This is a genomic window from Vibrio cincinnatiensis (assembly GCF_022113815.1).
GTDB lineage: Bacteria > Pseudomonadota > Gammaproteobacteria > Enterobacterales > Vibrionaceae > Vibrio > Vibrio cincinnatiensis_A.
Genome location: NZ_SGOM01000003.1, coordinates 78,313 through 103,156 on the forward strand (window position 1 = coordinate 78,313; position 24,844 = coordinate 103,156).

Sequence of the window (24,844 nt, forward strand, 5' to 3'; positions counted from 1 at the left end):
CCGTGCATGGAGGAATTATGTCCCTAATGACTTACCTGAGCTTTTTGGCTCTCACTTTATTCTTGGTTACTATCGATATTTGGCAAACTCGTGGTACCCGTATTTCTTTAAAACGCGCATTAAGCTGGAGCCTTTTTTGGGTTTTGTTGGCTTTTATTTTTGCGACAACTCTTTTCCTGTTCTGGGATATCTATCTACCCAATAGTGATTACAACGCTTCGCAAGCCACATTGGCATTTTTAACGGGTTACCTATTAGAAAAATCGCTTAGTATCGACAACTTGTTTGTGTTCGCCATTATTTTTCATCAATATTCAGTGCCCGATCCCCTCCGTCCAAGAGCGCTGCTATATGGGGTAATTGGTGCTTTAATTCTACGTGGAATGATGATTGTGATCGGTGCGCAACTATTAGCTCAATACCACTGGATTTTATATGTTTTTGCCGTTTTTTTAATTTGGACAGGGATTCAGCTTGCGAGAGAAAAACAACACTCGGAACTTAACCCATTTCCTGAACGGATAATGAGGCGGTGGTTTAACGTAACTCATGATTATTCTGGACATGCTCTATTTGTTCGTCAGCAGAAAAATTGGTGGGTAACTCCAATGTTTATTGTTGTGGGTATGATAGCTTGCATGGATGTGATGTTTGCCCTCGACTCGATTCCCGCTATCTTTGCTGTCACTCGCGAGCCTTTTTTAGTGTTAGCTGCAAACGTGTTTGCTTTGTTAGGGTTACGTTCTTTGTATTTTGTTCTACAGGGGATGATGGATAAGTTTATTTATTTAAAACCTGCTCTTGCATTCATCATGTTATTTATTGGTATTAAGATGCTCTTAGTCGGCTCACCATGGGAGATACCAACGCCTATCTCTTTGTCGGTCCTATTGGTGACGATGTTGATTGCTGTCATTGCTTCGTTGATGAAAGGGCAAACAATCAAAACTCACACTGCGATCAAAGTCGAAAAAGAATATAAATGAATTTATTGTTAAAAAATAAATGCGGTGAATCTTTATTCAAAAAATAGACGGAGTAATAACTAGTTATTGAAGATAAGTGAAGCATGACTCAAGTGATTGTTAACGATTTGTTTTATTAGTTTTATTCATTCGAAATGTCAAATTTTGTCATTTTGTAAACTTGAGGGGATTGCTTAACATTCAGCCAAGTCAGTGACCGGTTTATCAAGAGAGGCAACTATGACACAAGCAATGTATTTTAGTTCTGTTTCAGCCCCTTCCTCTATGGATAAAAAAACCTATACGGTTAACTTCAAAGGATTGATTGCTCATTTTGTTGATATTCTTTTTGTCGAGTCCAGTTCGGCACATCGTTATCACACAGGGGAGTTATCGCATCATATACAGCGAGATATTGGTTTAATGCGCTAATTAAAAAAGCCGACGGTTATGTCGGCTTTTTGTTTGTTAGAAGTTATTGCCTTATTTTTTACGGCAATATTCCGCAATAATGAACATGGTTTGCCCATTAACTTTGCCTTGAATATGTTTAGGATCATCCGTTAAGGCAATACCACGCACAGCTGTACCTTGTTTAATCACCATGCTTGAACCTTTGACGGGTAAATCTTTAATTACAGTGACGTCGTCACCTTTTTTCAGCTCAACACCGTTAACATCACGCGGTTTTTCTTCGTCATCATTCATGCCGATTTCAGCCCATTTTTGGACTTCTTCATCCATGTACATCATATCGAGCAAGTCTTGTCCCCAACCTTTAGTTGCGGATAAGCGTTTTAGTTGGCGCCAAGCAAGAACTTGAACAGCAGGAACTTGACTCCACATACTGTCATTGAGGCAGCGCCAGTGGTTAATTTCTGCAGATTCAGGATCTTCAATTTGATCTTTACAGGTTGAACAAAGCATCACGGCATGGTCAACGGTTACTTGAGTGTGTGGTGAAACCACATATGGAGAAAGCGCTGACTCTGAAGAGCAGAGTTCACATTTGGATTCACAGCGTTCGAGTAAAGTAGCTTCAGTAGACATCGTCCCCACCTTATAAAATGAATTTCGCGGGTATTATCCACTTTATGCACAAAATTTAAAGGGATATTCCACGGTTAGTCATAATTAACCGTCTATTTTGACTATTTAATGACAATTTGGTGCGGAAAGCGAATAATTTGGCAAACTTTGCATTGTTCGGCTTAAATCTTCAATGCGTGTATCGTGTGAAGGGTGAGTAGAGAGGAGTTCCGGTGGTTGTTTTCCATCCGACGCTTTTGCCATGTTCTTCCATAATTCAACGCTTTGTTTAGGATCAAATCCGGCTTTCGCCATGAGTTCTAATCCTAAAATATCGGCTTCAGACTCTTGACGGCGACCATAGGGTAAAATCACACCATATTGCACACCAACCCCTAAAGCGGCCATCGTGATATCTCGATATTGGCCATATTCTGAAGCACCAAGTACAACATCGGTAATTTGTAATCCCACATTTGCTAATTGAGATTGCGATAAACGCTCATTACTGTGGCTGGCGAGTACATGTGCCAGTTCATGCCCAATGACCGTGGCTAATTGATCTTGATTGGTGGCAACATTAAGGAGCCCGGTATACACACCAATTTTTCCACCGGGAAGGGCAAAAGCGTTCACTTGTTCACTGTCAAAAACGATGACTTCCCATGTGTTAAACCCCGATTGTTTTGGAACTTGGGCGATAATTGCGTTGGCAACACACTGAACATAAGTGTTGGTTTTTCGATCTTGGCTAATAGGGATTTCTTTTTTCATCTGTTCAAAAGACTGTGCACCTAAGCTGCTCATTTCAGTATTTGAAAAAAGTAATAGTTGATTTCTTCCGGTTGGAGAAGCACTGCAAGCCATTAAGCCAATTGATGTGATGAGTAAGCCGCAAGCTTTCGTCCATGATCGCATTGAGATCTCCTTAAGGATTATGACTATAATGTTATTAAATTTGATGAGTATTTAATCAATCTGACAGCAAGATATAGCGTTTCCGGCATGGTCGTCAATAGCGAGCCTTGCATTGTGGTGTAGTATAATCCTTCTTTCTTTTTCTATGATTTAGTCAATAGTAGGAAACTCATGTCAATTTGGAAAAAACCAATCAGTTTAGAGGGCTTAAATGCCACATCAACAAACACCCTGATGGAACACCTCAATATTATTTATACCGAGATTACAGATAACACCATTAGTGCGACTATGCCTGTCTGCTCTTTTACCCATCAACCATTGGGGATGCTGCATGGTGGTGCTTCTGTTGTTTTGGCAGAAACTCTAGGTTCGATTGCGGCTAACTTTTGTGTAGACGAAACCCGTTATTGTGTTGGATTAGACATTAATGCTAATCATATTAGAAGCATGCGTGAAGGGATAGTCATTGGTACAGCGCGTCCAATACATATAGGGGTTTCCACTCAAGTGTGGCAGATAGAAATCACGGATGAAAGAGAACGACTTGTTTGTACCAGTCGTTTAACTATGGCGGTGAAACCATCTCGCTCTCAACGAATAGAAAAGCATGAGTCTTAAGATATGGTGATTGAATTTAAAAGCGGAAAAATTATTGTTACTGCCCATGAAATTCTTATTCGTTTGGAAGGAGAACACGGCTTATCATTACACGCCGTCAAAGATGCGGTGAGTCTAATATCAGGTGCTAATGTTGTCGTGGCCCATGGCAGTGAAACTAAATGGTCACTTAAACTCGATAGCGCGCAGCAATTACAAGATCTAGCTCAAGCTCTAGGGTGTGATATTGCTTAAAGATTATGGTTGAGTACTTGCGAAAAGTGCCATAAATAGGGAAACTGAAGTGATTTTACACTATGGTAAGTTTCCCCTTTATGAGCAGCCCTCGATTACGCGTCCAGTTTGAGACACTTTTTGAGCATTTTAATGGTCAAAATGCGGATACTCAGCTTGAAGATCTCACCGAGATTCTCTTTTGTACACGACGTAATGCACGCATTGTACTAAATAAAATGGAAGAAGAGGGCTGGATTGAATGGCATCCAGCCGCAGGAAGAGGAAAGTCATCTCAACTAATCTTTAAACGAAGCCGAACGGATGTCAGTGAAAATTTAGCGCGTCGATATCTACAAGAGGGTAAAATAGGCCAAGCATTGTCTGTGCTTGATCAAGATGCCGCCAAATTAACTCAAGTTATCCAAAGTTATTTGGGGGTTCAGCATCAAGAAGGTCAACAAGTGGTTCGCCTACCTTACTATCGACCACTTTCCATGCTTAACCCAGCCAAGCCGATGCGTCGTTCTGAGCTACATATTGCACGGCAGATCTACAGTGGATTAACCCGTTTAGATGAAGAAGAGCAGGTCCAAGCAGATTTAGCGCATCACTGGCAAGCGCTTAGCGCGCATCACTGGCGGTTTTATTTGCGTCCAGGCGTTCGATTTCATAATGGTGAACCATTAACGACAGAGGTTGTTGTACAAAGCCTATGGCAACTTCGGTTAGTTAACTTATTTGCTCATATTGAGCAAGTGACTTCGCCAGAATCTTGGGTAGTAGACGTGCATCTTGCAAAACCAGACTACCATTTACCTCTATTGCTTGCCGAATCGTGTGCCAAAATTTTATTGCCCGAAACGATGCGTTCCGATGATTTTGATTTAATGCCGATCGGTAGTGGGCCTTATAAAGTCATGGTGAACGATGAAAAGCGGTTAATTTTACAAGCCTTTGATGGGTATTTTGGATTTCGCCCCTTGCTTGACCGAGTGGAAGTCTGGGTGATTGATGAAGTGCATTCATCGATGGTATTTCCAAGTCTAGCGCACCCTATAAAAAGTCAACGAGGTTCGTTTACCGAGGATGTTGAGCTGGATCCTGGTTGTACTTATTTATTGCTGAATCGTCGTAAAGGATTAGCCGCGGATGACCAATGGGCGAGTTATTTTCAGCATAAGCTCAGTACGCTAAATCTATTTCGTTTATTACCAGAAGAAAAAGTGGTTGAGCTCGGGGTTTTACCAGCGTATGGCTTAAAACCAGGTTGGTATCATCAACTCTCCAGCAATAAGGCGATTTCTCCGCCAGAGTGTAGAACGGTAACGATTGCTTATCATGCTCAACACCCCATGTTCCCTACCTTAGCAAAAGTAATTCAACAGATCCTTAAAGCCGATGGTATTGAGGTGAATTTCATTAAATATGAGCTTACGGTGGAATCGGTTGAACAGGTTGATATTTGGATAAAAGCGATGGGGATAGCCAATCATCGAGATGATGCTCTAGCAGGTTGGCTACTCAATTATTCCGATATTGAGCATATGAGTCAAAGTGACGATTTTAATGAGTGGTCTGAACTTGTTGATCAATGGCGAGCTGAAGATAAGGGCAATTTCCCAGCACAAGAGCTTGGTAAGTCATTAATTGAAAAGCAGCAAATTATCCCGATGTTTCATTGTTGGCTCGGCGTCAGCAAAGATCAATGTGGCTCATTACAAAATGCTAAATGTAATGCATTAGGATGGTTTGATTTTAGCCAAGTTTGGGTGAAACCGGATATAGAAGTTTAGCCATAACAAGATGTTATTGCTTTAACTGCGCGATACAATGGCACCGTGTTAACAAATCAGGCATACTCATTAATCTCAACCTATTGGTTATTCTATAAAAAGGGGATCTCGGTTTTGCAAAGTCCAATGACATTAGAAGCCTTGCACATTCTTGATGCTATTGATCGTCGAGGCAGTTTTGCCGCCGCGGCCAATGAGCTAAATCGAGCGCCAAGTTCTTTGAGTTATCAAATTCAAAAACTGGAACAAGATCTCGATATTATGATTTTTGACCGTTCTGGTCATAAGGCTAATTTTACAGAAGCTGGAACATTGATCCTTGAACGAGGAAGAATGATTCTTTCTGCAGCAGAAAAACTGGTGAATGATGCAACATTACTAGCCAATGGCTGGGAGCTTGATATTACCCTCGCGTTTGATGGCATTATCCCGATCGCAAACTTTTTTCCCCTGGTTGAGGCGCTTGGTAATGTCAGTAAAACGCGTATTAGATTGCAAGAAGAAATTTTGGCAGGGTGCTGGGAGTCATTGGCAAATGATCGAGCTGACCTTCTTATTTGTCCGAAAATAGAGACACTTCCTCAAGATGTCAAAGCCGAACCTCTTGGAAAAATAACCATGGTTTGGGTTGCCGCCAATAAACATTATGTCCATAAGCGAAAGGGCGTCTTTGATGAAGATGCTCGTCAAAAATATCGGGTGATAGCGATTGCAGATACCGCGCGAGAGCAGCCCGCCATGAGCGTCAATATTCTCCAAAAACAACCTCGTTTAACGGTGACGAATTTTAATGCAAAATGCCAAGCTTTAATCGATGGGCTTGGCATTGGTACATTGCCACTCAGCGTTGCTCAACCTTTGATTGCTAATGGACAATTGAAAATAATTGAAGGAAGCGAAGACAAACACATTGATATTATCTTGGCTTGGCGACGAAATAAAATCGGTGAAGCCAAATCATGGTGTATCCAATATCTGAAAAAGAATTGGCAGTGGAGTGATTAAAACATTACTTCAAATGATAAGGTTATAGTCAGAGCGCGAGGCCCTGACTATAAATAGGCTATTATGGGTGAGGCGTCGTGAGTGGTAAAACCATATCCGCTTCACCATCTTCAAAATGAATGTCGATAGTAAAACCCATTTTTTGTGCCAAAGTAAGCATTCCTCTGTTGCTCGGCATAGTCATTCCTGATAACTGTAAGGTTCCTTTTGCTTTACAGTAATCAATGATTTTTTTCATAAGAACGGTTCCCAGCCCTTTGCCTTTGAGATCGGATCGGATCAATATAGCAAATTCTGCATCACTATTTTCATGGTTAATTAAGGCTCGAGATACGCCAATGATCTCCGGTTGTTCATGCTGATGACTAATAGCGACAAAAGCCATCTCTCGGTCATAGTCTATTTGGGTGAGGTTGGCGAGAGCTTCATGGTTGAATTCCCCTACATCAGAGAAAAAACGTTTATAGAGATCTTCTTTTGAGACATGCTTAATAAACTCGGCATGCAAAGGCTCATCTTCCGGTAAAATAGGGCGCAGTGTTATCCTCTCTCCATCCTTAGCGATAAAGGTATCCATTAATTCAGAAGGATAAGGGCGGATAGCTAATCGACTTTGCGCATCACCACTAAAGCGTTTAAGGGTGAGATCAGCATCTAAAATGGTAAACTGCCCCCCATTAACTAAAACAGGATGAATATCCAGCTCGTAAACTTGCGGGCAATCAACCACCATCTGCGAGATGCGAACTAAAAATTCAGATAACCCATTAATATCAATAGGAACAGGCTGCTTTTGTAAACGAATTTTACCACTGCGAATAGCTCGAACGATCAAATAACGGGCCAGTGTCATATTCAGTGGTGGCAACGCAGCTTCTGCATCAATCGACTCATCCCATTCTGAACCTCCTTGGCCAAGTAAAATAACAGGGCCAAAAGTGGAATCATGCTTAACTTTGATTCTCAACTCTTCTCCTCCGGCGAGCTTTGCCATCGCTTGGACGAGTAACCCATGAATTCGTGCTGAAGGGTAGGATATTTGGCTACGATCAAGGATAGCTTGTGCGGCATTCGCCACTTCACTGCTATTGCGTAAATTAAGCATTACTCCTTGCACATCAGATTTATGAGCAATGTCCGGAGAGCGTAGTTTTACTGCAACAGGATAGCCGATCGTTTCGGCAATATGGACAGCTTCACTGGTATCGGAAGCAATCCAAGTCGGTAATACCGTAAAATGAAAAAATTTAAAGAAAGCACCAATTTGATGAGTATCAAGTTGGATAGATTCTTGATCTGTCAAATGCTCTTCAATCCAAGCTTTTGCGCTGGTCACTTCAGAGGAATGTACCGCTTCTGAAGTACTAGGGGTTTCCATTAAATGTTTTTGATTTCGTCTGTACTCAACCAGGTGCATGAATGCGACAACTGCACTTTCTGGGGTTCGATATGTTGGAATACCCGCTTGGGTAAAAATCTGCCTTGCTGGTCTGGCTGTCAGCTCACCGGACCAATTGGTCAGAATATTAAATCGACGTGCTCGGGGATGATGTTTGATTACGTCTACAATCGCTTGAGCAGTTTGTTCTGAATGGGCGATCGCAGAAGGTGAGTGCATGACTAAAACGGCATCAACATCATCGCTTTCTAACACGGCATTTAATGCGTTAACATAGCGTTGATCATCGGCATCACCGACAATATCGATAGGGTTACTATGTGACCAACTGGGAGGCAGGCATTGATTTAGCGCATGGTAGACATCAGAGCTTAATTCAGCCAGTTTTCCTCCTCTTTCAAGTAAAGCATCAATCGCCATAATGGCTGGGCCACCACCATTGGTAATAATGGCAAGTCGTTCCCCTCGTAATGGAACGGCATGGGTTAGTGTTTCTACAGCGGCAAATAATTCGTGGGTATTATTCACACGCAACATCCCTGTGCGTCGAATTGCCGAGTCATAAATGCTATCGAGAGTATTATCACCGCCAGTGTGTCTTTGTGCCGCTTTTCTCCCTGCTGCTGTTCTTCCGCCTTTTAAGACTAATATTCGCCGATTACGTGAGGCAGCACGAGCTGCAGATAAAAAGCGACGAGCATCTTTTATGGTATCCACATAAAGTAAAATCGCCTCGGTATGTCTATCTGTACTTAAGCAATCGAGCAGGTCGGAAAAGTCGATATCACTGGCGTTACCTAATGAGACAAAGGCCGAAAAGCCTATTTGTTTATCATTGGCCCAGTCTAAAATTGTGGTACAAACTGCTGCCGATTGAGAGATAAAGGCAATATTACCTTTAAGAGCGGTGACAGGAGAAAAGGAGCCATTGAAATGACACCAAGGAAGAATCAGCCCTAAGCTATTTGGGCCTAGGATTCTCATTCCTGCCTGTTTGGCTATCTCATTGCATTGCTGCTGTATTTCTTGTTCTTGAAGATCGTTGGTATACATATCAGCGGATAAGACAATGACGTTAGAAACCCCTTTTTCTGCTAATTGCTTGAAGAGCGTAATGTTGCGTGAAGCATGTGTACAAAGAATGGCAATATCTGGAATAACAGGAAGGGCGTCGATGGTTTTATAAGCGAGAACACCACAGACAGAAGGGTAATAGGGGGTTACTGGCATAATCGCACCATCAAAACCTCCTTGTAAGAGGTTTTTCATCACGATATTTCCAGCTCGGAAAGCGCGAATAGAAGCTCCGATAACCGCAATGGATCGGGGGTTGAGCAACTGACTTAAATTATTCATAATTCTTACACCGTAAGTGGATATCGCTTACCACTTTGTTCGTAGATGAATAGATCGAAAGTGCGCTAGATAGCTTTATCCTAGTGAATTTTTTATGTCACTGTTGGCGTATTTCGCATCGATGTGATCATAGCAGCATAATATGAAGACAAGTTTGTGTCATAAATCACAGGATAAGCCGAGATTATCACAGTGGGTGCTTGATTCTGAGCGCCTCTATCGGCATGATTTACATTACTTTCTACTTAGAGTGTTATGAGTCCATGAAAAACGTTGCAATAGTCAGCTTGTCAGTGCTTCTCGCAGCCTGCGCCTCAGAGAGTTACATCACCGATGTAACAAGTCAAAGTCATACTGAAGAGTATGCAGTAGCTGAAGTTCCCAAACCCGTTGTTTCTGAGCAAGGAACAGCGGAAGGTATCTCTGAACAGAACGTCGAAATGAATGTGATCAAAATGACGCCAGCAGAAGAGAAAAAAGTGGTAAAAATGAGCCCGCAAACAAAGGCGAAACCGGCGGTTACCATTGCTCCACCAACGGATAAACAAATTGCGATGAACCCTCGCTATGGGTTTACGATTCAAGTGGTAGCCGTAGGCTCACAAAACAAGGTGGATCAATTTGCTAATCAACTTCCAAAAGGGAATCAACCGATTTGGGAAAACTATAAAGTAGTAAATGGTACCAAATGGTATACCGTGCTTTATGGTGACTATGCTAGTCGCAGTGAGGCCACCCAAGCCATTCAAACGCTTCCTGAAGAGTTCCAAACCTTAAAACCTTTTGTAAAAAGTATTGATAGTATCAAAAACTCTGAATACCCAACTTTGAATAAATTGAATTAGCATAAAATATTATTTTTATGGGTTAAAAATGCAACAAAGGGGCTTAATCGCTCCTTTGTTGCTTATTCTCTAAGCAGTTAAAACAGGATCGTGTGATTAATTCATCTCAATAGTGCACGCTTGCGTTGAATTGTCTATCATAGCGCAAGATTAGAAAACCTATTTGGTGTCACGGACAAGCTTAATGATGAAGACAACAATTTTACTTCTGTGCGGCGGTGGTTCGTCGGAGCATGAAGTTTCTTTAGTTTCTGCTAATTACTTACAGCAGCAGCTTTTACTTACTCCAGATTTTGATGTTATTCGCATTGAAATAAAACCAACCGGCTGGTTCTCTGAATCGAATGAATTGGTCTCTCTTGATACGAATACGGCATCACTCAATGGTGGGACGTGGTCAAGAAAAATTGATTTTGTTGTTCCGTGCATTCATGGTTACCCGGGTGAAACTGGGGATATTCAATCTATGCTTGAATTGGCTGGTATCCCATATTTAGGGTGTGGCCCTGAAGCAAGCTCCAACAGTTTTAATAAAATTACCTCCAAACTATGGTATGACGCACTCGGTATCCCCAATACACCTTATCTGTTTCTTACAGAAAATAGTGAAGAAACAAAGCAAAGTGCCGAACAAGCATTCAACAAGTGGGGGGGCATTTTTATAAAAGCAGCAAGACAAGGTTCATCAGTAGGTTGTTACAAGGTCACGGAGAGTGAACAAGTTAGCCAAGCGGTGGAATCTGCTTTCCAGTACTCAGATCAAGTACTTGTTGAGCAAGCGGTGAAGCCTCGTGAATTGGAAGTTGCCGCTTATGAATTGGGCGGTCAGCTTTATATTTCCAAACCGGGTGAAGTTATTGCACCGGATGATGCTTTTTATAGCTATGAAGAGAAATACAGTGTTGATAGCCATTCAAGAACCGAAGTAGAAGCAAAAAATCTTACAGAGCAGCAGCAAGCTTTAATTCATCACTGCGCTCAAAAGGTCTTCACACACATGAAACTAAGGCATCTTTCTCGGATCGATTTCTTTCTAACGGAACAAGGGAATATTTACCTTAATGAAGTCAACACCTTTCCAGGCATGACGCCCATCTCAATGTTCCCTAAAATGCTTGAGCATAATGGGCATAAGTTTAGTGAGTTTTTAGCTGATTGCGTTAACCAGTCTCTTATTCCAAACGTTTAAAGCGAACAAACTTAAACTTTTCCATTTCTGCGGTGTGTAAATTACCTAAATATTGATTTGGCATCGCAGGACTTAGCCAACGACCAAACTGCTGAATTTCTTTTGTTTTATATCCTTGTTTGGCAAGCTCTTTTACCGCACCAATACGGGTAGATTGACCAGAAAAATGCAAATTAGGTTGTGCAATAAGTTCTCCAGCTCGCCTTAAAATACGGAAAATAGAAGAGTCATTAAGTTGGGTTTGAGCAATGTTTCCATGTCTATCAATGGCTCGAAAAACAGGGCCATGAGGTTCATTGAGATAATTTAACCATTTTAATAATGATTGTTGAGCATTCGCTGATAAAGAATATTGCTCTGTACCTAAGTTAATGTATTGAATACCGGTTGCATTTAGATGAATGGCTTCCAATGGAAGATGCTTAAGTTCTGAACGCTTCATCGCGCATTCAAACATTACATGATATATAGCTAAGTCTCTAATATCTTTAGTTATTTCACTGTTAATTAAACATTTATACAATGCGTTCAGGTTTTGTCGAGTAAATGGTTTAGCTTGTTTTTCTTCACCTATTTTATCTAAACGAAAATGGCGAAGTTGATTGCGAACCTGAATATCTGAAGTGGGATCTGGTTGGTTGAGCAAATAGTGGATTAACTTGATTGTGACCACGTAACGTCTCAATGTGCTGAACTTCCTCGTCTTGGCTTCATGTTTGATAAATTGTCTCACGGTTAAGCTTGAGGCGGGTAATCGCTTGGTCGCTTTTTGTTGACCATATTGGACAAATCGATTCCAATCCTTCGTGAAAGCCAGAAGGGAATTGTGCTTATAATGATATTGAGTAAGCAAAGCCATTTGATCTAAGGTGATCTCATGACGAAACACTTCAACCATTTGTTTTATTTTAAGTTCATCGGTGAGAGGCAAGAGATTTTTTTTCATGCTAACGCACTATAACTTAGTTATTTATCGATAAATATACTTGCTAACCCGTCAGATACAATTATTATTTAACTATTAGCAATGAAAAGAAGCAGATCTCTATGGCGATAACAACTTACCGAGGGCTTACTTTGAAGTCGGCACCAAATTCAACTGAGGTCTGGCAAGTCAAAATAAAGACTCATGTGTTAACGGGAAACTTGGCTGCGGTCAAAAAGAGTATTGATTGGTGGTGTGATACCGCTTCTATCATTGATCCGAATGAATTTGAATCGGTAGGAAGGAAGCGTGAAGGAGCCTATAGAGCTGCACAAGAACAGTTTAATGGCTTCACTTTGAAAAATGATACAGGGGAGCCTAATGCTTGGTATTGCTTCTTCAATGGCCGGCTAATTAAAGGTTCAAAAATTGCTATTCAAAAACATATTGAAGCTCATCTTCTCGCAAAACAAAAAGCAGAAACTCAACTAAGAAAGTAAGAATTTTATGACATTGGTATATTCGACTGAAACTGGCCGTATTCAACCTGAACCTGAAAAAAAGGTACGCCCCCAAGGTGATGGTATCGTTCGTATCCATAAAGAGACTAAAGGGCGTAAAGGCAAAGGTGTTTCAATCATTAAAGGATTAGATCTTGATGATGCTCCGTTGAAGTTACTCGCCGCTGAACTGAAAAAAAACTGCGGCTGTGGCGGTTCAGTAAAAGATGGAGAGATTGAAATTCAAGGTGATATGCGAGAAAAAATCAAACAACTACTAGAAAAGAAAGGGTTCTCTGTAAAACTAGCCGGAGGTTAATCCTTATCGTTTGAGTTTGATAAACCATATAGAAAAAGAGCTTTATTATAATGCTCTTTTTGGTTCTTTACTTTATTTAACATAATATACGTAATGCGCACTACGATATTGAGTTTTAACATTTCGAGATTCTTCTCAGTTTAAAAAATATTTTCCTTTAAATTTAATTACTTATATTCTGGTTTTTAGTTAATACCTCGCTGTAAATCGTTTTTAATTGAATGTCTATTAATGTGATGTTCTGCTCAAAATGTACGGCCTTTCCTACTCATAGGCTTTATTGTGCAATTTCAAACTCATTAATAGAAAAAAACAATTAAATAGACTTTAAAAATGAGAGTTGTATCACATGGACGATTTAGCATTTAAGACGTTATTTTGGCGAGAATTTAAAAGTATTGGCGCAGGAGCCGATTATTTTCACGTTAAACCCATCACAGTTAAGCGTTGGTTATCCGGAAAAATCCCCATCAATCCCATGGCTGAAAAGCTGCTTATTATTAAAGCATTGGGCTATCTTCCTAATGATATCCGCTGGCAAGGCTTTCGCATTGACGAACAAAGAGCCGTGTTTATTACGCCCACTGGCCGCGAATTTTCTCCCACCGAGCTGGAATCCTTTGCTTATCATAAAGATGAATATCAACAATTGGTTGCGTTACATGGTCACGTTGAATATCCGCGTATTGTCCCTGCTAAAGAGAACGTGTTACCGTTTCGCGGCGGGCGTAGAATGAAAGCCGCACCGTGGATACCCACCAAATTTAAGTAATAAAAAACCCGCACTGAGCGGGTTATTCATTTGTGAAATACGTGATTATTTTGGAGAGTCCAACCCCCGCCAATGCAACAAGGTAAACCAAGCTAATGATATTTGCTAAATGCTTGGCTTCCACTTTTCCTTCTGCCACGCCTACCATCAAATCAGCCCATGAATCAACATTTTCTAATAGTTGCTCTTGCATATCATCCGGTACTGGAATGCCATTGATTTTAAGCACTGTTATCATAGTCACAAACGCGGTACGCTTATTTCCATCATTAAAGGCGTGTCCTCTCGCTATCGCTACCGCGTAATGAGCGGCTAAATCAAAAGGCGTTTGAATATTGTCCGTGTATGAATAATTGCTTTTCACCCGACCAATCACCGCCTCAACTTTATCTTGATTAACCCCTTTTAACCCTTGACCTTCAGACAACAAACTATCATGTATTTCGATAACGTCTTCCACGTCTAAAAAAAGTAACGATGATTTCATTATCTATCAGCCAACTCTGAAATGGTTTTTTTATGGCTTTTCATCACTTCTTTTATCGCCGCTTGTACCACTTCTTTCGGTGCTCTTTCAAAGGTGACTTCCACATTCTTATTGGATTCTATCGCCTTTTTTAGCTCTTTGCGTAATGCGTTACTCATGATCTCACCTTACTCGTCTCGTTCTTCTATTAACATTCTACATCATAGCCCCCCTTTAAAGCCAACTCGACTCATACAAAAAGGCCTGCATTATTGCAGACCTTTTAATGTGAGCGCATCAAAATAACTTGCCTTGCTTTTTGGCTTTCGCGCCTTTCTTACCCGCTGCGCTCAGCTTTCTACGCATGGTTGCCGCAAAGCGTTTATCTTTTTTCCAACGCTTTGCCGTAGCATTGCCGCCTTTTCGGCCCGCTGCTTTTACTGTGATTGATTTATTGGCCATAACCTTTAACCTTGTTTTTCTAATTCACACACGCGTTCATCCAAGTTGTCAAAAAGCTTTTTTAACCAGTGCATATCTGTTTTTAATGCAATGACCGTCGCGTAACTGGATGCAATACCCGCTACAATGCCCGTTGCAGAAGCGGTAATCACAGCGGTAATTATCGTTTCCATGTTAACCCTTTAATTTTATGTTCGTTTTGTTTGTATTCATCTCGAACCACATCATAAAACCCCACGCCCGCCGTAACCACCGCGCCGACCGCGCCGCCGATTTGCAAAACGCCCCCCTCGGTTAACGTTGCGCTAAACACATCACCGTAACCCAATGCCGCCGCCACGACTGACACCAAAACGGTTAAACCCCGCCATGTTGACCCCTGCATAAAACGCTCAAACATTATTAAGTACCCCTGTTTTTTTAAGAATTAACGCCGTAATAACGGCGACCGTTACCCCCACGGCCACACGACCTGCAAAAGCTTTTATATTCATGCGATAGCTACCCCTTTTCTCGCATCGTCGAGCGTGTAATACCCGCGCCCCACTTCCATGATTGACATTGCGTGCAATACCCGCGCTAATGTTTCACCATCTTGTAAATCAATGGATTCATTTACCCCAACGCCTACTTGGTCACCCACAAATTTTGCATAATTGTCGGTTTTGTTTTCGTTCGGCGGTGCAAAACGGTTAAGGATTTCATTGAGTGTGTAGAGCCCGTACAAGCTCTGATAATTGCGCAGTGTTACCGCACCCGCGCGAAAGCCGTATTTTGAATCACTAAACGTTTCGAAGCGCTTATCAATTGATGGGGTTACTTTCCCCCGCCAGTTATTCGCGCTGCTAATTTCAATATTTAGCGGGTTATTGGCACGAACGCCACGCGGCGCGGTTAACCCGATTTTTTTGCTGTTTTTCATAAGATAAAAGACCATCGCCAACATTAAAAAAGTAAGGGTCACCTTCATTAGAACGCCGCCATTGGAAACGTGGAGAATTTCCCCGCCGCACTTCCACTACAGCGAATATATCCACTCCCACCATTCATTCTTAACGGCCCACCCACAACACCAACGTTATAGCCAAATTCCGTTGGCTTATTCCAATGATTGGCATCTACAGACTGAGAGCCCGTATAGAAATTGGACGTTAAAACAAAAGCCCCATCAACACCGTAAAGGTTTTTCTTTAAGCTTTTCAATGTGGTATAGGGTAATGTTGTTCTATCCATCCATAATACTGGCCCCGAAAAATCGGCGGCGGTCGGGTATCCTTCACCAAGATGCGGAATAAACATGGTTGTCATGTTTACTTCAAAGACCGTGTTAACATTGACAAGAGGCTCTTTGCTCTCTGTCGGATTGTTCAACAATTCCCATAAAGTGGGCGACATTCTATGCAACGAAATCGCCAAACATTCTACGCCCGCTATTGTGTATATGGTTTCCGGCGTGGGAGACAAATACTTTAAGTCGTACCCTTCCAGAATGATCACCGGCACACAAAGCAACGCCTTTCTATATCCGGCGGTCACTTCTGATTCATGCAAATAGAAAGGAAGAGTAATACCCGATTTAAAATTGATGATCGCTTTAATTTCAACATCAATTTTGCTGCCGCGTTCTGCCAATCTTGCTAATTTATTTTCTGTGCTTCCTGTCCCTAATCCATTCATCATTTTTTAATACTCCAACACACACACGCGGTCACCATCCGCGCCCGTTAGTTCTATGCTTGCGGTCGTTTCTAGCTGGATTTTTTCGCCCGCGTCCAATTCATAAAAACCGTTAATCATTACCGCCGCCCCATTCGAAAGTGGGGCTTTTATCACAATGACTCTACGCGCTTTATTTTCCGGCACTAACAACGGTAAATCATCGGCATTCGTTGTTAGTGTCGCCGCCGTATCTCGGGCCACGCTTACTTTCCCTGACACTTCGACTTTTTGACCCTCAGCCAGTACAACAGGCTCAGACAGCGCCACCGTTTGCCCCTCAGCCAGTGCAACAGGTTCAGACAGCGCCACCGTTTGGCCCTCAGCCAATTCAACAGGCGCAGACAACGACACCGCTTGACCTTCGGCAATTTCTACGGGGGGCTGACTTTCCACAACCACGGGCTGACCCGCCGCTGGCGGCGTAAACTCGCCCCATCCGGTAATGATTTCCACTGTCCCTGTAAATTTAGGGGTAACAATTAACCGCCCAATTTCACCTTTTACGACTCGGTACACCGCCGAACGAGACAGAGAAAAACGCTCAGTACTGGCTTCACGATAAAATTCAAGCTCACCTGCTGCCGATTTTAAATAGATATATTGACCGTCTAAGGTGATCACTAACTCTTGATTTTTAATAACCGAAAGTTTCATTTTTTAGGCTCTCGCTACAACAAAGGCGGCAATGAAAAAGACCGCAACAAACGCAGCTAACTGCGCTTTGGACCGCCGTCTTGCTTAAATTTTGCAAGCTCCATCACCGCCCCAAGATTTTCCGCATTTTGCGCCGCTTGATTTCCCGCTAACCCCGCCAACATCTGCAAGTTTTCGCTATTACTTGCGCTGTAGCGCTCTAACGTTCTATCGGTAAAAGCAAAGGTGTTTTGTGAGACGTTTTCCATTGCTTCTATCATTTCGCCGCCCATGCTAAACGCCGCATCAACGGCTCCATGGTCGGTCGCGGTTATATTTACGCTTGAATTTGCAACACCTGTAAGCGCCACCCCAAGGTTATCGCCCTCTATACCAAGCTGACCCGATGTATTGTTATTCGTAGTGTTGCTTGAGGATTTCGATTTTCCGCCCATCACACACCCATTTTGATGTTAGAAATAGTTCCATCTTCTATTTCGCAAATTTTCTTACACAAACGCGCCACAGCGGGGAAATAAGTAATTGCGCTCATTTCTTTTAAACCCGCCGCCCGCGTGTATTTTTTAAGTTCAAGCACTGCCGAGATTAGTCCATGCCCAACGGCACCCCAGATAAAATAAGACGCTTCAACCACTTCGCCCGCTATCAGAACATCGTGAGACGTGTCAAACACTCGGTAAATGGACACTCGCCCCGCCGTGATTTCATCTAGCATGATTTGGTAATCATCTGGACACGCCCGAAACGCTTTTTTAATGGCATCTTGGGCGGCCTTATCTGTCGTCTTAATCTCTATCATTTTCTTGATTTAACAAATACGTATAACGCTAAGCCGATAACGGCATAAAGCACGATGTTTTTAACGCCGCCGCTACTGCTGCCGCCCATATTTAAAGACCCAACGGTAAACGTATTCGAATTATCTCCACCCGATACAGCGGGGCCACTGTCCCCGCCGTTAATTGGCATTGACCCGCTATTAGTTAACCCATTCGGCAACATTACAAATACACCTTGGCAATTAGAAAAATGAGACCCAAAATAACGGCATACCCCGCAGTCTTCGCCACAGAGTTAAGCCCGCCCGCCGCGAAAAAACCCACGCCGCCGCCCGTTAACCCTGCCGCTATAGCAATTGGTATCAATGGCATTGTTATTTCCCCTTCATTGCTAGATACAATCCGCCCGCTAATACAATACCGCCACCAATAAGCACCCATGTTTGAGTACTCAGGCCCAGCGGGCCAGCAACAACCACGGCCCGCCCGTCATTATTTTGATAGTCGGTTTGGTCTTTGCGGGCGGCATTAGGATCGGCAGATTTCGCGCTCTCTTTTTGATATGTAAAAACATCATCAATCGCCGCGCTTGTCCAACCACCGACCGCGTCTACTGCGCCACCGATGATTTCCCCACCTGTTTCTAAAATTCCGTCATACCACGCCATGACCGCCCCTTATGCGCTTGCCGCGCCGTCTTCGATTTGCCCAACTTGCTCAATCGCTTCGACAATCACCGGTACGCTTCCGACTTCGGTTTTATCCAGCTCAAATTGAAGTTGCTTCGCGGCGGCGGTCGGTAAGCGGGACTCAACGCCAAAGCCAAATTGCGTAAAGTCACAAGTAAACCAGCCTTCATTTTGCTCAAGCCCACAAAACGCCAGATCAAACGCGTTATCTTTTTTCGTTACGTTCATTTCTTCGCGGTCATCACGAAGCACACGAACACGCTGCACAGAGGCATCTTTAAAATGAATGCGCTTGAGAGATAAGAACGGGCTACGCTCTGCAAAATCAAATGGTGTACGACCTGTCGCAGCGGCCCACCATGTAAGCGAATACAAGCGCGGCAAATAAATACGCTTGCTTTGTGCTTGGGTCGTATGAGCGCGGGCGCGAATGGTTGGCGCTGGCTGAGCTTCTTTGTGTTTTAGCTGAATGTATAGCATCCAGATTTCACCGTTTAGCGTGACCAGTTCACCGGTACGAATGCCCGCTTTTGTATGGTAGGACAAATCCGCAAACGGGATGGTATAGCGCCCTTTTTCAACGTAGCGCTTACGATGTTCCATCAAATCAACCAAATCTTGGCCCGTCAGGTTCACAATTTCTTTGCCGTTTAATTTGAGCATGACGCGCTCAATATCTGCTGGGTCTTCGATGTTCGTGACCAAATCAATATATTGATAAGTTGGCCCTGAAACCAAGCGAAGTGTTGCTTGATTGCCCCAGTTCACGCCCTCTACAGGGTCCAGCTCTTTAGCGCGAGGGTTGTATGGGGTCATTAGCATTTCTAAAGCCATAATTAAAACCACCCTTCTTTTTTAGGCTGAACAAAATCACGAACCGGAGCTAACGCCCCAACGTTATTGATTGCTGCCAGTAAAAGCAGAGTGATCCCCGATGTAACGAGAATCGGAGTAAGTGTTTTCTTGTTTAAAGCCATTTTCTAGCCCTTGCTGTTGTGTATTGAATAAACAAAAGAGGCTTTATTACGCGAAAAAGAAAGGGGAATAGATAGGGGGTAAAACCTAATAGGCTAATGGCTTAGCCTATTAGGTTACGGGGTTAGGTTTTACAGTTTATTTGTCCTTGTTTTATGTTGCCGATACCCTCACCAACAAGCAAATACTCCGCAATGCCTTTATTAAATTTGGCACTTTTCAGGCTTGCTAACTGCGTAATGGGAACCCCTCGCGCATCGCTAATGTATTTTGCATCAACAGACGATTGCAACGCACCCACCCACCAGTTGGGCGATTGACTTATCACGGTTTTGGGTACTTCTTGCGGACGCTGGAAACAAGCGTGCATCACTAACCCATATTGACGCCCGCCGCGCCACAGCTCCCCCGCCTTTCCTTGAAGTTTTCCCGCCGTTTCACTCGCGCTGGCTAATTCTTCAATTACAACGTGAAACTGGGGCTTTAAACCGTCCCCCAAGGCCCAAATGATGCGCGCAAACATTTCGACATTTTCCGGCGTGGCTTCTTTGATTAAAGCTACTTTAAACGGCTTTTTCCCACTTCGGCCCGCAACCAGCGCTTTAGCAAACGAGCCAAACTCACGAAAGCCCCGCACTTGCTGACCTTGGAATCGCTTGCCGCTGTAGTTTTCGTAGGGGTCAAAGAAGGCCGCTTGCGAGCCTTTCGGAACTAACCCCATTTTTTTCACCGCCGTGGTTTTTCCGCTTCCGGTTGTCCCAATATAAACCACATGCTCAGCATTCAGCGCTTGGTTACTGTTACGCGGCGGCGGTAGCCGTATCTGTGGTTTTTTCGCCATCGTTCGCACTTGCTCCCATGTGTTCAGTTTGTAATTTCATTAACTGCTTACGGCTTGAGAGATAAAGCCCAAGCGCTGCGCCACTAAAGATAAGTTCTTCTTTCCACTGCTCAAACCATGCAAGCCACGTTAAACCGTGTTTTTGCATTAGCGGCCCAGAAGCGGCAAGAAACTTATCCTTGCTCTTTTCGTCAAATTCAAAGGGCAAGCCCGATGCGCTAGCGATGTATTGCTCTGACATAACCATCCCCATCTCTACCATTGCCACAGCGGCGGCGGGGTCTAGCTCGGTTTCTTTAGTTTGGTCGCTCTCTTCTTCCCCAGACTCTACGCCGTCTACCGCCCCCAAATCCTGCAGCATTTCATTAAAATTAGGGTCGTTTGCAGCGTCTAATTCCTGAGTGTCCATTTCGTTATCTTCAATCATGCGGTTTTTTCCTTAGCTCTGAGTTGATACATAATAAAAAGGGCCAGCGCCCCCATGGCAATAAGCCACGGCTTAGCGGCTTCAAGCCTTGTTTTTATTGGCTTCGCTGGCGTTTCGGTTGCCAGCTCTAAAGCTGGCTTGTTTTCGGCTTCTTCCGGCTCACAAAGCGTTACCCCGTCACCATTTGAAGCCGCAGCGGGCAAAGCTTCAAGCGGTTTAAGCTCACCTTTGCTTTCTTTCATGTGCGATTTTATCCAGCTTTGAAAGGCTTCCCCTTTCCCTTGCTGAAACCCGCAATTCGGGCAGTTATAGTAAAGCCGCCCAACATTCCGCTTATTTTTTGGCGGTTCACCCGCCGCTATGATTTTGTGCTCACCCACGGCGTGAACCGTGGACACCGCCCCGCAGTCGGGCATATGACAGCACACATATCCCTTAATTGGATTCTTCGACATTACACCCCCTTTCAAGCGCGTTTAATCGCTCGTTTGTTTCTTTCATCCAAACCAAGAGCAAACGAAGCGGAGCCGCTACCATTTTTAATAATGGATTCTTCGCGGCTTTGTTAACTTCTAGCTCTAATTCGTTAGTGATTGCCTCAGTTTTATTCATGTTGTGTTTACCTAGCATTTTTGTTGTTAGTGATAAAAGACACTGGCTTGCTCATACATCGACCAAAAATGAGCGTTTTGTCTGTCGAACTCATCACGACTTATCGTGACAGGCTCGAAGGGGTCGCGCTTGACGGCCTCCCAATAAGCCCGTTTTTCAATAAATTCGTGGTATTGATTCTGGTATTGAACTTGCGCCGCTTCTTTTATGTCGGATAAGTCCACATCGTTATAAAGCGGCGTCATTGACCATCCCCGCGCCCCTGCCGCCCACTTTAAAAACTGGTTTATTCTGATTTCGGCTTTTTTATCAAAGGTGATGCAAAAGCGGTTTTTTGCGCTAACGTGCATCCCTGCCGCTTTGGTTTCGGCTCGCGCATTTTTAATCTGATTTTCAAGGCGTGTGATTCGGTTTTTTAGCTTCGCCAGCGTGGCTACATCGTTTTTAGCCTTGGCTATCCCTGCCGCCTTAATGCTTTGCTCTTTCAGGTTTTCAGCCCGTTTAATGCTTCGTAATATCGGCTTTTTCCATCTGTCTAGCTTGTGCCCAAGCTCTGCAATAATTCCGGCCATATTTCCGGCCTCAAAGCTTGTTAGTGTTTCCCATTTTGGTGCGCGTGTACATGCGGCCATGCCATAACGATTCCCGCGAATAATCCCTTGATTTTCCTTGTCACCCTTAGCCGCATAGCCCACCGCTTTGATGATGTAAGTTCCGGCGGCCTCTGGCTTTTTGATGCGCTGCAGATTGGCAAAACCATTCCCCCAGAGTGACTCTATCTTTTCAGACCAGGCGATGAATAACTCCGGCGTCATGTCCCAATCCATTAATAAATGCACATGCGGGTTTGGTTCGCCGCCCTCGTTCGCTGGACACTCAGCCACCCATAGATAATGAAAATCCGATTTTTCGGGCATCACACACGCTTCTTGCTTGGGAAACGGACAATACAAACGCCCGCTTTCGCTGTCTCGCTCTGTGACATACGCTTTAAACCCGCGCTTTCTGGCTTTTTTTAGTGCATTGATAAACCCTGACACTTCCGCGCCTATCGTTGTCTTTGCACCTACCACACGCCAGAGCTTTTCTGGTTTAGCGAACAACGGCGAGTATGGCCCCGCAATTTCGCCGTTTTCATTCATTAGCGTTGTGTTTTTTATCTTGCCCCGATACCACTCAATAGCGGTATATGGCCCCGCTACCTCGTTCACACTTACCGCAAAATTTTGCACAAAGCCCACTGGCGAATAGAAAAGCCCGTCTTCAGTCAAATCTGTGCCATCTAACACGCGGCGGCGGCGCTCTTCATCAAACGTTAACGTTAAAAACGTCTTAAACCCGCCATGCCTCACCGCCACATAAGCGCCAGATTCAAAAATATTTTTTACGGCGCGGGCGGTCAGTTTTTCCGTGAATCTATCACCGCTATTTTCAGCGGGTGCCCTTTCCGCTGGGGTTTCAATCACTTGAATTAATCGGGTTTGTTGCGACCATTCGCGGGTTTGCAACTGAATTTTTACGACAGGTTTTTTATCTGCTAAGGATTTTTTATTGTTGCTATTGAGAATTACGCCCCGACTTACCGCCGCAAAAGTGCCGCTATCAGGCTGTGAGTGGTATTTATACGGATTTAATACTAGCGGGCCGCGTATCGACTTTTTTAGCGCGTGTAGGCGGGATGATTGCAATTTATAGCGTTTAAATGCCTCTTTCCCACTTGTCCGACTTTTGTGCCCTTTGACTAGCCTATTATCTCCGGCACTTCGTGCCGCCGCTTCGCGGATATGTTTCTCTATTGCTTTAACACGAACAGGCGTTAACTGCTCAGCATTTTTTAACTTTTCCTCTTCGCTTTGCTTCCATTCCTGAAAATCGGAAACAAAAAAACCGCAACGTTGCGCGGTAATGTTTTTTCTTGCTTTGTCTGATTGGTCAATGGCTCCAACTGCATACAGCAAAGCGTTTTGATTGAGGCCCACTTCATGCGGGCCAAATTTTGAGATCAATTCCATTACATAAACACCATGAAACGGCGGTTTTTATCAATTGCGATTAATGCCGTATTTCCTGCCATGTATTTAACCGCGTTTCCTGTGTGATATTCACACTCAGCCACAGCGCGAAAGAAATTGCGTGAAGGTTTGAACGGCAACGGCTCACCCGTTGGTAAACATTTCTCGTTGTTCCAAATTTCAACCGTTGCCATTGCATTAGCCCACCGTAGCCCAGTTACACAAAAACGTCATAACACCCACTAGCGCCCATACTTCTAGCATTGCGTGCCCGATATCACTAAAAGTAAATTTAAACGTGGCGGGGTTATAATCGCGCCCCATCAAAAAGCCAAAAAATCCGACAAGGAAAACGCCGAGAATAGATAGACTCATTAAGGAAACTCCTTTAGAACTTCACCCGCTCTGCGTAAATTTTTAGCGAATCCAGAATCACATTCTGGCGCTAACTCAGAAGCTGCAATTAAACTCTCTCCCGCCCGTCTTAACGCTCTTTTCTGATAGCTTTCTTTTTTTATTTTGCTTTTAAACTCAATTTCAGATGTAAACCCCTTACAAGCCTTACACTTAATAAGCCTAGGAGCTACAGCGAAAGCTATAACTTCTAACGTTTGTTGCGTTCCACATGCTCTGCATTCGTAATAATAAGTAATTGGCGGGAGACTCATAAATCCCCCATTAATTCGCAATCGGGACAAACATCATGATCACTTTTAAACGTGTTTTTGCATGAATCACAAAGCTCTATGGAAGATTCCGCGCCTTTGGTTTTCACCTCCGGCGCTTCCTCTTGCTTGCGGATTTCGTTTCGTCTCACAAGTTCGCGGCGCATTGGCGACCAGCTAGCATTTTTAAAGGTTTCGCTCTTTTTATTTCTTTTAATTGCTAGCCATAAACTAAATGGCGACTTGGCGACACTCTTAGCTAAAAAAGCCGTGTAGCTATCTGGATAATCACGAATCATAATTTGATTACTAAAAGTTTTATTCCAGTGCTTATGGCTTTTCTCGATAGATTGCGCCAACTCAGTAGCAAAATTACCACCATAGCGCAGCGTTAAATTAGTAAAGTGGTAGGACATGAATGCGATATTTCTAGCACGATACGCGCTAGCCAATCTCTTGTATTGCACCTTGGTAAAATCAAAATGGCTCATGCTTCACCCCCTTGGCGAAAACGTGCAGGGATGAATACTTGAGGTTTTCTTGGGGCTTTTTCTGCTAACATGGCCCGTAATTTTGCAACCATTTCGAGAGAGTTAGCGGTTTTCTGTGGGTCGGGATTAATACACCCCGCCATGTCGGGACATGGCAAATGAATTGGGTCTAAAATTTGTCGTTCCATCGTTCTAGCCTC

Annotated in this window: 40 protein-coding genes; 11 read left to right on the forward strand and 29 right to left on the reverse strand. The window is 43.4% G+C overall.

The features are described from left to right. Window positions 1-17: 17 nt before the first annotated feature. Window positions 18-986: a TerC/Alx family metal homeostasis membrane protein gene (locus tag EXA13_RS05335; protein ID WP_238132256.1), complete on the forward strand. Its 969-nt coding sequence runs from the start codon at window positions 18-20 to the stop codon at window positions 984-986. A 219-nt stretch (window positions 987-1,205) separates the two neighbouring features. After that, on the forward strand, window positions 1,206-1,397 hold the full coding sequence (locus EXA13_RS05340) for a hypothetical protein (RefSeq protein WP_238132257.1): 192 nt from the start codon (window positions 1,206-1,208) through the stop codon (window positions 1,395-1,397). Window positions 1,398-1,448: 51 nt separating this feature from the next. On the opposite strand, the gene EXA13_RS05345 is transcribed toward EXA13_RS05340, so the two are convergent. Continuing rightward, on the reverse strand, window positions 1,449-2,015 hold the full coding sequence (locus tag EXA13_RS05345) for a PhnA domain-containing protein (RefSeq protein WP_238115679.1): 567 nt from the start codon (window positions 2,013-2,015) through the stop codon (window positions 1,449-1,451). Window positions 2,016-2,120: 105 nt separating this feature from the next. Further along, on the reverse strand, window positions 2,121-2,912 hold the full coding sequence (locus EXA13_RS05350) for a M48 family metallopeptidase (protein ID WP_238132258.1): 792 nt from the start codon (window positions 2,910-2,912) through the stop codon (window positions 2,121-2,123). Between the two features lie 171 nt (window positions 2,913-3,083). On the opposite strand from EXA13_RS05350, the gene EXA13_RS05355 reads away from it, so the two are divergent. From EXA13_RS05355 to EXA13_RS05370, 4 genes are all read left to right on the forward strand, one after another. Continuing rightward, entirely contained in the window at window positions 3,084-3,533 is a 450-nt protein-coding gene (locus EXA13_RS05355; RefSeq protein ID WP_238132259.1) for a hotdog fold thioesterase, read from the forward strand. 3 nt (window positions 3,534-3,536) lie between these two features. Next, on the forward strand, window positions 3,537-3,767 hold the full coding sequence (locus EXA13_RS05360) for a DUF3389 domain-containing protein (RefSeq protein ID WP_238132260.1): 231 nt from the start codon (window positions 3,537-3,539) through the stop codon (window positions 3,765-3,767). An 80-nt stretch (window positions 3,768-3,847) separates the two neighbouring features. Further along, window positions 3,848-5,542, forward strand: coding sequence for an SgrR family transcriptional regulator (locus EXA13_RS05365; RefSeq protein WP_238132261.1), 1,695 nt, complete (start codon window positions 3,848-3,850; stop codon window positions 5,540-5,542). A 114-nt stretch (window positions 5,543-5,656) separates the two neighbouring features. Next, window positions 5,657-6,547 carry a LysR family transcriptional regulator gene (locus EXA13_RS05370; protein WP_238132262.1) on the forward strand — a complete coding sequence of 297 codons (891 nt, stop codon included), beginning with the start codon at window positions 5,657-5,659 and terminating at the stop codon, window positions 6,545-6,547. Between the two features lie 61 nt (window positions 6,548-6,608). Here the strand turns inward: EXA13_RS05370 and EXA13_RS05375 are convergent, their stop codons facing one another. After that, window positions 6,609-9,302: a bifunctional acetate--CoA ligase family protein/GNAT family N-acetyltransferase gene (locus EXA13_RS05375; protein WP_238132263.1), complete on the reverse strand. Its 2,694-nt coding sequence runs from the start codon at window positions 9,300-9,302 to the stop codon at window positions 6,609-6,611. 263 nt (window positions 9,303-9,565) lie between these two features. On the opposite strand from EXA13_RS05375, the gene EXA13_RS05380 reads away from it, so the two are divergent. Further along, complete coding sequence (locus tag EXA13_RS05380; RefSeq protein WP_238132264.1) at window positions 9,566-10,147, forward strand: SPOR domain-containing protein; 582 nt, start codon at window positions 9,566-9,568, stop codon at window positions 10,145-10,147. A gap of 184 nt (window positions 10,148-10,331) precedes the next feature. Further along, a complete protein-coding gene (locus tag EXA13_RS05385) occupies window positions 10,332-11,336 on the forward strand; it encodes a D-alanine--D-alanine ligase (protein WP_238132265.1) in 1,005 nt (334 codons plus the stop codon). Here the strand turns inward: EXA13_RS05385 and EXA13_RS05390 are convergent. Next, window positions 11,320-12,282, reverse strand: coding sequence for a tyrosine-type recombinase/integrase (locus EXA13_RS05390; RefSeq protein WP_238132266.1), 963 nt, complete (start codon window positions 12,280-12,282; stop codon window positions 11,320-11,322). The genes EXA13_RS05385 and EXA13_RS05390 overlap by 17 nt on opposite strands. A gap of 101 nt (window positions 12,283-12,383) precedes the next feature. Here EXA13_RS05390 and EXA13_RS05395 point away from each other — a divergent pair, with 101 nt between their 5' ends. From EXA13_RS05395 to EXA13_RS05405, 3 genes are all read left to right on the forward strand, one after another. Further along, window positions 12,384-12,761 (forward strand): DUF3319 domain-containing protein, encoded by a 378-nt coding sequence (locus EXA13_RS05395; protein ID WP_238132267.1) that lies wholly within the window; start codon window positions 12,384-12,386, stop codon window positions 12,759-12,761. A 7-nt stretch (window positions 12,762-12,768) separates the two neighbouring features. Then, a complete protein-coding gene (yciH, locus tag EXA13_RS05400) occupies window positions 12,769-13,080 on the forward strand; it encodes a stress response translation initiation inhibitor YciH (RefSeq protein WP_238132268.1) in 312 nt (103 codons plus the stop codon). Window positions 13,081-13,429: 349 nt separating this feature from the next. Then, the gene (locus EXA13_RS05405) at window positions 13,430-13,852 is read left to right on the forward strand and encodes a phage protein (RefSeq protein ID WP_238132269.1); all 423 of its coding nucleotides are present in this window, start codon (window positions 13,430-13,432) and stop codon (window positions 13,850-13,852) included. A gap of 22 nt (window positions 13,853-13,874) precedes the next feature. Here EXA13_RS05405 and EXA13_RS05410 read toward each other — a convergent pair whose 3' ends face one another. The 25 genes from EXA13_RS05410 to EXA13_RS05530 form a co-directional block, all read right to left on the reverse strand. Next, window positions 13,875-14,339 carry a type II toxin-antitoxin system death-on-curing family toxin gene (locus EXA13_RS05410; RefSeq protein WP_238129930.1) on the reverse strand — a complete coding sequence of 155 codons (465 nt, stop codon included), beginning with the start codon at window positions 14,337-14,339 and terminating at the stop codon, window positions 13,875-13,877. Beyond that, window positions 14,339-14,497 carry a hypothetical protein gene (locus EXA13_RS05415; RefSeq protein WP_238132270.1) on the reverse strand — a complete coding sequence of 53 codons (159 nt, stop codon included), beginning with the start codon at window positions 14,495-14,497 and terminating at the stop codon, window positions 14,339-14,341. Before EXA13_RS05415 ends, EXA13_RS05410 begins: the two co-directional genes overlap by 1 nt. A gap of 118 nt (window positions 14,498-14,615) precedes the next feature. Next, window positions 14,616-14,780, reverse strand: a complete 165-nt coding sequence (locus EXA13_RS05420; protein ID WP_238132271.1) for a hypothetical protein — start codon at window positions 14,778-14,780, stop codon at window positions 14,616-14,618. A gap of 5 nt (window positions 14,781-14,785) precedes the next feature. Then, window positions 14,786-14,953 carry a hypothetical protein gene (locus tag EXA13_RS05425; protein WP_238132272.1) on the reverse strand — a complete coding sequence of 56 codons (168 nt, stop codon included), beginning with the start codon at window positions 14,951-14,953 and terminating at the stop codon, window positions 14,786-14,788. Beyond that, window positions 14,941-15,180: a hypothetical protein gene (locus EXA13_RS05430; RefSeq protein ID WP_238132273.1), complete on the reverse strand. Its 240-nt coding sequence runs from the start codon at window positions 15,178-15,180 to the stop codon at window positions 14,941-14,943. The genes EXA13_RS05425 and EXA13_RS05430 overlap by 13 nt, the downstream gene beginning before the upstream one ends. A 90-nt stretch (window positions 15,181-15,270) precedes the next feature. Beyond that, entirely contained in the window at window positions 15,271-15,702 is a 432-nt protein-coding gene (locus EXA13_RS05435) for a structural protein (RefSeq protein ID WP_238132274.1), read from the reverse strand. A 47-nt stretch (window positions 15,703-15,749) separates the two neighbouring features. Further along, the gene (locus EXA13_RS05440) at window positions 15,750-16,460 is read right to left on the reverse strand and encodes a hypothetical protein (RefSeq protein ID WP_238132275.1); all 711 of its coding nucleotides are present in this window, start codon (window positions 16,458-16,460) and stop codon (window positions 15,750-15,752) included. Between the two features lie 3 nt (window positions 16,461-16,463). Then, entirely contained in the window at window positions 16,464-17,153 is a 690-nt protein-coding gene (locus EXA13_RS05445) for a hypothetical protein (protein ID WP_238132276.1), read from the reverse strand. 56 nt (window positions 17,154-17,209) lie between these two features. Then, window positions 17,210-17,587: a chemotaxis protein gene (locus EXA13_RS05450; RefSeq protein WP_238132277.1), complete on the reverse strand. Its 378-nt coding sequence runs from the start codon at window positions 17,585-17,587 to the stop codon at window positions 17,210-17,212. After that, entirely contained in the window at window positions 17,587-17,952 is a 366-nt protein-coding gene (locus EXA13_RS05455) for a DNAase (RefSeq protein WP_238132278.1), read from the reverse strand. Before EXA13_RS05455 ends, EXA13_RS05450 begins: the two co-directional genes overlap by 1 nt. Next, window positions 17,949-18,122, reverse strand: a complete 174-nt coding sequence (locus tag EXA13_RS05460; RefSeq protein ID WP_238129940.1) for a hypothetical protein — start codon at window positions 18,120-18,122, stop codon at window positions 17,949-17,951. The genes EXA13_RS05455 and EXA13_RS05460 overlap by 4 nt, the downstream gene beginning before the upstream one ends. Window positions 18,123-18,154: 32 nt before the next feature. Beyond that, the gene (locus EXA13_RS05465; RefSeq protein WP_238132279.1) at window positions 18,155-18,304 is read right to left on the reverse strand and encodes a hypothetical protein; all 150 of its coding nucleotides are present in this window, start codon (window positions 18,302-18,304) and stop codon (window positions 18,155-18,157) included. Between the two features lie 2 nt (window positions 18,305-18,306). Continuing rightward, complete coding sequence (locus EXA13_RS05470) at window positions 18,307-18,600, reverse strand: hypothetical protein (RefSeq protein ID WP_238132280.1); 294 nt, start codon at window positions 18,598-18,600, stop codon at window positions 18,307-18,309. 9 nt (window positions 18,601-18,609) lie between these two features. Continuing rightward, entirely contained in the window at window positions 18,610-19,455 is an 846-nt protein-coding gene (locus EXA13_RS05475) for a major capsid protein P2 (RefSeq protein ID WP_238132281.1), read from the reverse strand. 2 nt (window positions 19,456-19,457) lie between these two features. Next, window positions 19,458-19,598, reverse strand: coding sequence for a hypothetical protein (locus tag EXA13_RS05480; RefSeq protein ID WP_238129944.1), 141 nt, complete (start codon window positions 19,596-19,598; stop codon window positions 19,458-19,460). A 122-nt stretch (window positions 19,599-19,720) separates the two neighbouring features. Continuing rightward, window positions 19,721-20,437: a hypothetical protein gene (locus EXA13_RS05485; RefSeq protein ID WP_238132282.1), complete on the reverse strand. Its 717-nt coding sequence runs from the start codon at window positions 20,435-20,437 to the stop codon at window positions 19,721-19,723. Further along, on the reverse strand, window positions 20,397-20,864 hold the full coding sequence (locus EXA13_RS05490) for a hypothetical protein (protein WP_238132283.1): 468 nt from the start codon (window positions 20,862-20,864) through the stop codon (window positions 20,397-20,399). The genes EXA13_RS05485 and EXA13_RS05490 overlap by 41 nt, the downstream gene beginning before the upstream one ends. After that, entirely contained in the window at window positions 20,861-21,319 is a 459-nt protein-coding gene (locus EXA13_RS05495; protein WP_238132284.1) for a hypothetical protein, read from the reverse strand. The genes EXA13_RS05490 and EXA13_RS05495 overlap by 4 nt, the downstream gene beginning before the upstream one ends. Next, window positions 21,300-21,476, reverse strand: coding sequence for a hypothetical protein (locus EXA13_RS05500; protein ID WP_238129948.1), 177 nt, complete (start codon window positions 21,474-21,476; stop codon window positions 21,300-21,302). Before EXA13_RS05500 ends, EXA13_RS05495 begins: the two co-directional genes overlap by 20 nt. 26 nt (window positions 21,477-21,502) lie before the next feature. Then, entirely contained in the window at window positions 21,503-23,488 is a 1,986-nt protein-coding gene (locus tag EXA13_RS05505) for a hypothetical protein (protein ID WP_238132285.1), read from the reverse strand. Then, complete coding sequence (locus tag EXA13_RS05510) at window positions 23,488-23,682, reverse strand: hypothetical protein (RefSeq protein WP_238132286.1); 195 nt, start codon at window positions 23,680-23,682, stop codon at window positions 23,488-23,490. The genes EXA13_RS05505 and EXA13_RS05510 overlap by 1 nt, the downstream gene beginning before the upstream one ends. Before the next feature lie 4 nt (window positions 23,683-23,686). Further along, on the reverse strand, window positions 23,687-23,863 hold the full coding sequence (locus EXA13_RS05515; protein ID WP_238132287.1) for a hypothetical protein: 177 nt from the start codon (window positions 23,861-23,863) through the stop codon (window positions 23,687-23,689). Continuing rightward, window positions 23,863-24,156 (reverse strand): hypothetical protein, encoded by a 294-nt coding sequence (locus EXA13_RS05520; RefSeq protein ID WP_238132288.1) that lies wholly within the window; start codon window positions 24,154-24,156, stop codon window positions 23,863-23,865. Before EXA13_RS05520 ends, EXA13_RS05515 begins: the two co-directional genes overlap by 1 nt. Continuing rightward, window positions 24,153-24,644, reverse strand: a complete 492-nt coding sequence (locus tag EXA13_RS05525) for a hypothetical protein (protein ID WP_238132289.1) — start codon at window positions 24,642-24,644, stop codon at window positions 24,153-24,155. The genes EXA13_RS05520 and EXA13_RS05525 overlap by 4 nt, the downstream gene beginning before the upstream one ends. After that, the gene (locus EXA13_RS05530; protein WP_238132290.1) at window positions 24,641-24,832 is read right to left on the reverse strand and encodes a hypothetical protein; all 192 of its coding nucleotides are present in this window, start codon (window positions 24,830-24,832) and stop codon (window positions 24,641-24,643) included. Before EXA13_RS05530 ends, EXA13_RS05525 begins: the two co-directional genes overlap by 4 nt. Window positions 24,833-24,844: the final 12 nt, after the last annotated feature.

What these genes read in the sequence shown, in the direction of transcription:
- EXA13_RS05480 (WP_238129944.1), bottom strand. Translation starts at nt 19,598, where the DNA reads ATGGCTTTAAACAAGAAAACACTTACTCCGATTCTCGTTACATCGGGG.
- EXA13_RS05395 (WP_238132267.1), top strand. Translation starts at nt 12,384, where the DNA reads ATGGCGATAACAACTTACCGAGGGCTTACTTTGAAGTCGGCACCAAAT.
- EXA13_RS05505 (WP_238132285.1), bottom strand. Translation starts at nt 23,488, where the DNA reads ATGGAATTGATCTCAAAATTTGGCCCGCATGAAGTGGGCCTCAATCAA.
- EXA13_RS05525 (WP_238132289.1), bottom strand. Translation starts at nt 24,644, where the DNA reads ATGAGCCATTTTGATTTTACCAAGGTGCAATACAAGAGATTGGCTAGC.
- EXA13_RS05445 (WP_238132276.1), bottom strand. Translation starts at nt 17,153, where the DNA reads ATGAAACTTTCGGTTATTAAAAATCAAGAGTTAGTGATCACCTTAGAC.
- EXA13_RS05405 (WP_238132269.1), top strand. Translation starts at nt 13,430, where the DNA reads ATGGACGATTTAGCATTTAAGACGTTATTTTGGCGAGAATTTAAAAGT.
- EXA13_RS05450 (WP_238132277.1), bottom strand. Translation starts at nt 17,587, where the DNA reads ATGGGCGGAAAATCGAAATCCTCAAGCAACACTACGAATAACAATACA.
- EXA13_RS05470 (WP_238132280.1), bottom strand. Translation starts at nt 18,600, where the DNA reads ATGGCGTGGTATGACGGAATTTTAGAAACAGGTGGGGAAATCATCGGT.
- EXA13_RS05465 (WP_238132279.1), bottom strand. Translation starts at nt 18,304, where the DNA reads ATGCCATTGATACCAATTGCTATAGCGGCAGGGTTAACGGGCGGCGGC.
- EXA13_RS05435 (WP_238132274.1), bottom strand. Translation starts at nt 15,702, where the DNA reads ATGAAAAACAGCAAAAAAATCGGGTTAACCGCGCCGCGTGGCGTTCGT.
- EXA13_RS05530 (WP_238132290.1), bottom strand. Translation starts at nt 24,832, where the DNA reads ATGGAACGACAAATTTTAGACCCAATTCATTTGCCATGTCCCGACATG.
- EXA13_RS05375 (WP_238132263.1), bottom strand. Translation starts at nt 9,302, where the DNA reads ATGAATAATTTAAGTCAGTTGCTCAACCCCCGATCCATTGCGGTTATC.
- EXA13_RS05350 (WP_238132258.1), bottom strand. Translation starts at nt 2,912, where the DNA reads ATGCGATCATGGACGAAAGCTTGCGGCTTACTCATCACATCAATTGGC.
- EXA13_RS05410 (WP_238129930.1), bottom strand. Translation starts at nt 14,339, where the DNA reads ATGAAATCATCGTTACTTTTTTTAGACGTGGAAGACGTTATCGAAATA.
- EXA13_RS05490 (WP_238132283.1), bottom strand. Translation starts at nt 20,864, where the DNA reads ATGATTGAAGATAACGAAATGGACACTCAGGAATTAGACGCTGCAAAC.
- EXA13_RS05415 (WP_238132270.1), bottom strand. Translation starts at nt 14,497, where the DNA reads ATGAGTAACGCATTACGCAAAGAGCTAAAAAAGGCGATAGAATCCAAT.
- EXA13_RS05485 (WP_238132282.1), bottom strand. Translation starts at nt 20,437, where the DNA reads ATGGCGAAAAAACCACAGATACGGCTACCGCCGCCGCGTAACAGTAAC.
- EXA13_RS05440 (WP_238132275.1), bottom strand. Translation starts at nt 16,460, where the DNA reads ATGATGAATGGATTAGGGACAGGAAGCACAGAAAATAAATTAGCAAGA.
- EXA13_RS05340 (WP_238132257.1), top strand. Translation starts at nt 1,206, where the DNA reads ATGACACAAGCAATGTATTTTAGTTCTGTTTCAGCCCCTTCCTCTATG.
- EXA13_RS05360 (WP_238132260.1), top strand. Translation starts at nt 3,537, where the DNA reads ATGGTGATTGAATTTAAAAGCGGAAAAATTATTGTTACTGCCCATGAA.
- EXA13_RS05500 (WP_238129948.1), bottom strand. Translation starts at nt 21,476, where the DNA reads ATGAATAAAACTGAGGCAATCACTAACGAATTAGAGCTAGAAGTTAAC.
- EXA13_RS05520 (WP_238132288.1), bottom strand. Translation starts at nt 24,156, where the DNA reads ATGAGTCTCCCGCCAATTACTTATTATTACGAATGCAGAGCATGTGGA.
- EXA13_RS05420 (WP_238132271.1), bottom strand. Translation starts at nt 14,780, where the DNA reads ATGGCCAATAAATCAATCACAGTAAAAGCAGCGGGCCGAAAAGGCGGC.
- EXA13_RS05355 (WP_238132259.1), top strand. Translation starts at nt 3,084, where the DNA reads ATGTCAATTTGGAAAAAACCAATCAGTTTAGAGGGCTTAAATGCCACA.
- yciH (WP_238132268.1), top strand. Translation starts at nt 12,769, where the DNA reads ATGACATTGGTATATTCGACTGAAACTGGCCGTATTCAACCTGAACCT.
- EXA13_RS05495 (WP_238132284.1), bottom strand. Translation starts at nt 21,319, where the DNA reads ATGTCGAAGAATCCAATTAAGGGATATGTGTGCTGTCATATGCCCGAC.
- EXA13_RS05515 (WP_238132287.1), bottom strand. Translation starts at nt 23,863, where the DNA reads ATGAGTCTATCTATTCTCGGCGTTTTCCTTGTCGGATTTTTTGGCTTT.
- EXA13_RS05345 (WP_238115679.1), bottom strand. Translation starts at nt 2,015, where the DNA reads ATGTCTACTGAAGCTACTTTACTCGAACGCTGTGAATCCAAATGTGAA.
- EXA13_RS05455 (WP_238132278.1), bottom strand. Translation starts at nt 17,952, where the DNA reads ATGATAGAGATTAAGACGACAGATAAGGCCGCCCAAGATGCCATTAAA.
- EXA13_RS05460 (WP_238129940.1), bottom strand. Translation starts at nt 18,122, where the DNA reads ATGCCAATTAACGGCGGGGACAGTGGCCCCGCTGTATCGGGTGGAGAT.
- EXA13_RS05335 (WP_238132256.1), top strand. Translation starts at nt 18, where the DNA reads ATGTCCCTAATGACTTACCTGAGCTTTTTGGCTCTCACTTTATTCTTG.
- EXA13_RS05425 (WP_238132272.1), bottom strand. Translation starts at nt 14,953, where the DNA reads ATGGAAACGATAATTACCGCTGTGATTACCGCTTCTGCAACGGGCATT.
- EXA13_RS05510 (WP_238132286.1), bottom strand. Translation starts at nt 23,682, where the DNA reads ATGGCAACGGTTGAAATTTGGAACAACGAGAAATGTTTACCAACGGGT.
- EXA13_RS05430 (WP_238132273.1), bottom strand. Translation starts at nt 15,180, where the DNA reads ATGTTTGAGCGTTTTATGCAGGGGTCAACATGGCGGGGTTTAACCGTT.
- EXA13_RS05385 (WP_238132265.1), top strand. Translation starts at nt 10,332, where the DNA reads ATGATGAAGACAACAATTTTACTTCTGTGCGGCGGTGGTTCGTCGGAG.
- EXA13_RS05380 (WP_238132264.1), top strand. Translation starts at nt 9,566, where the DNA reads ATGAAAAACGTTGCAATAGTCAGCTTGTCAGTGCTTCTCGCAGCCTGC.
- EXA13_RS05390 (WP_238132266.1), bottom strand. Translation starts at nt 12,282, where the DNA reads ATGAAAAAAAATCTCTTGCCTCTCACCGATGAACTTAAAATAAAACAA.
- EXA13_RS05365 (WP_238132261.1), top strand. Translation starts at nt 3,848, where the DNA reads ATGAGCAGCCCTCGATTACGCGTCCAGTTTGAGACACTTTTTGAGCAT.
- EXA13_RS05475 (WP_238132281.1), bottom strand. Translation starts at nt 19,455, where the DNA reads ATGGCTTTAGAAATGCTAATGACCCCATACAACCCTCGCGCTAAAGAG.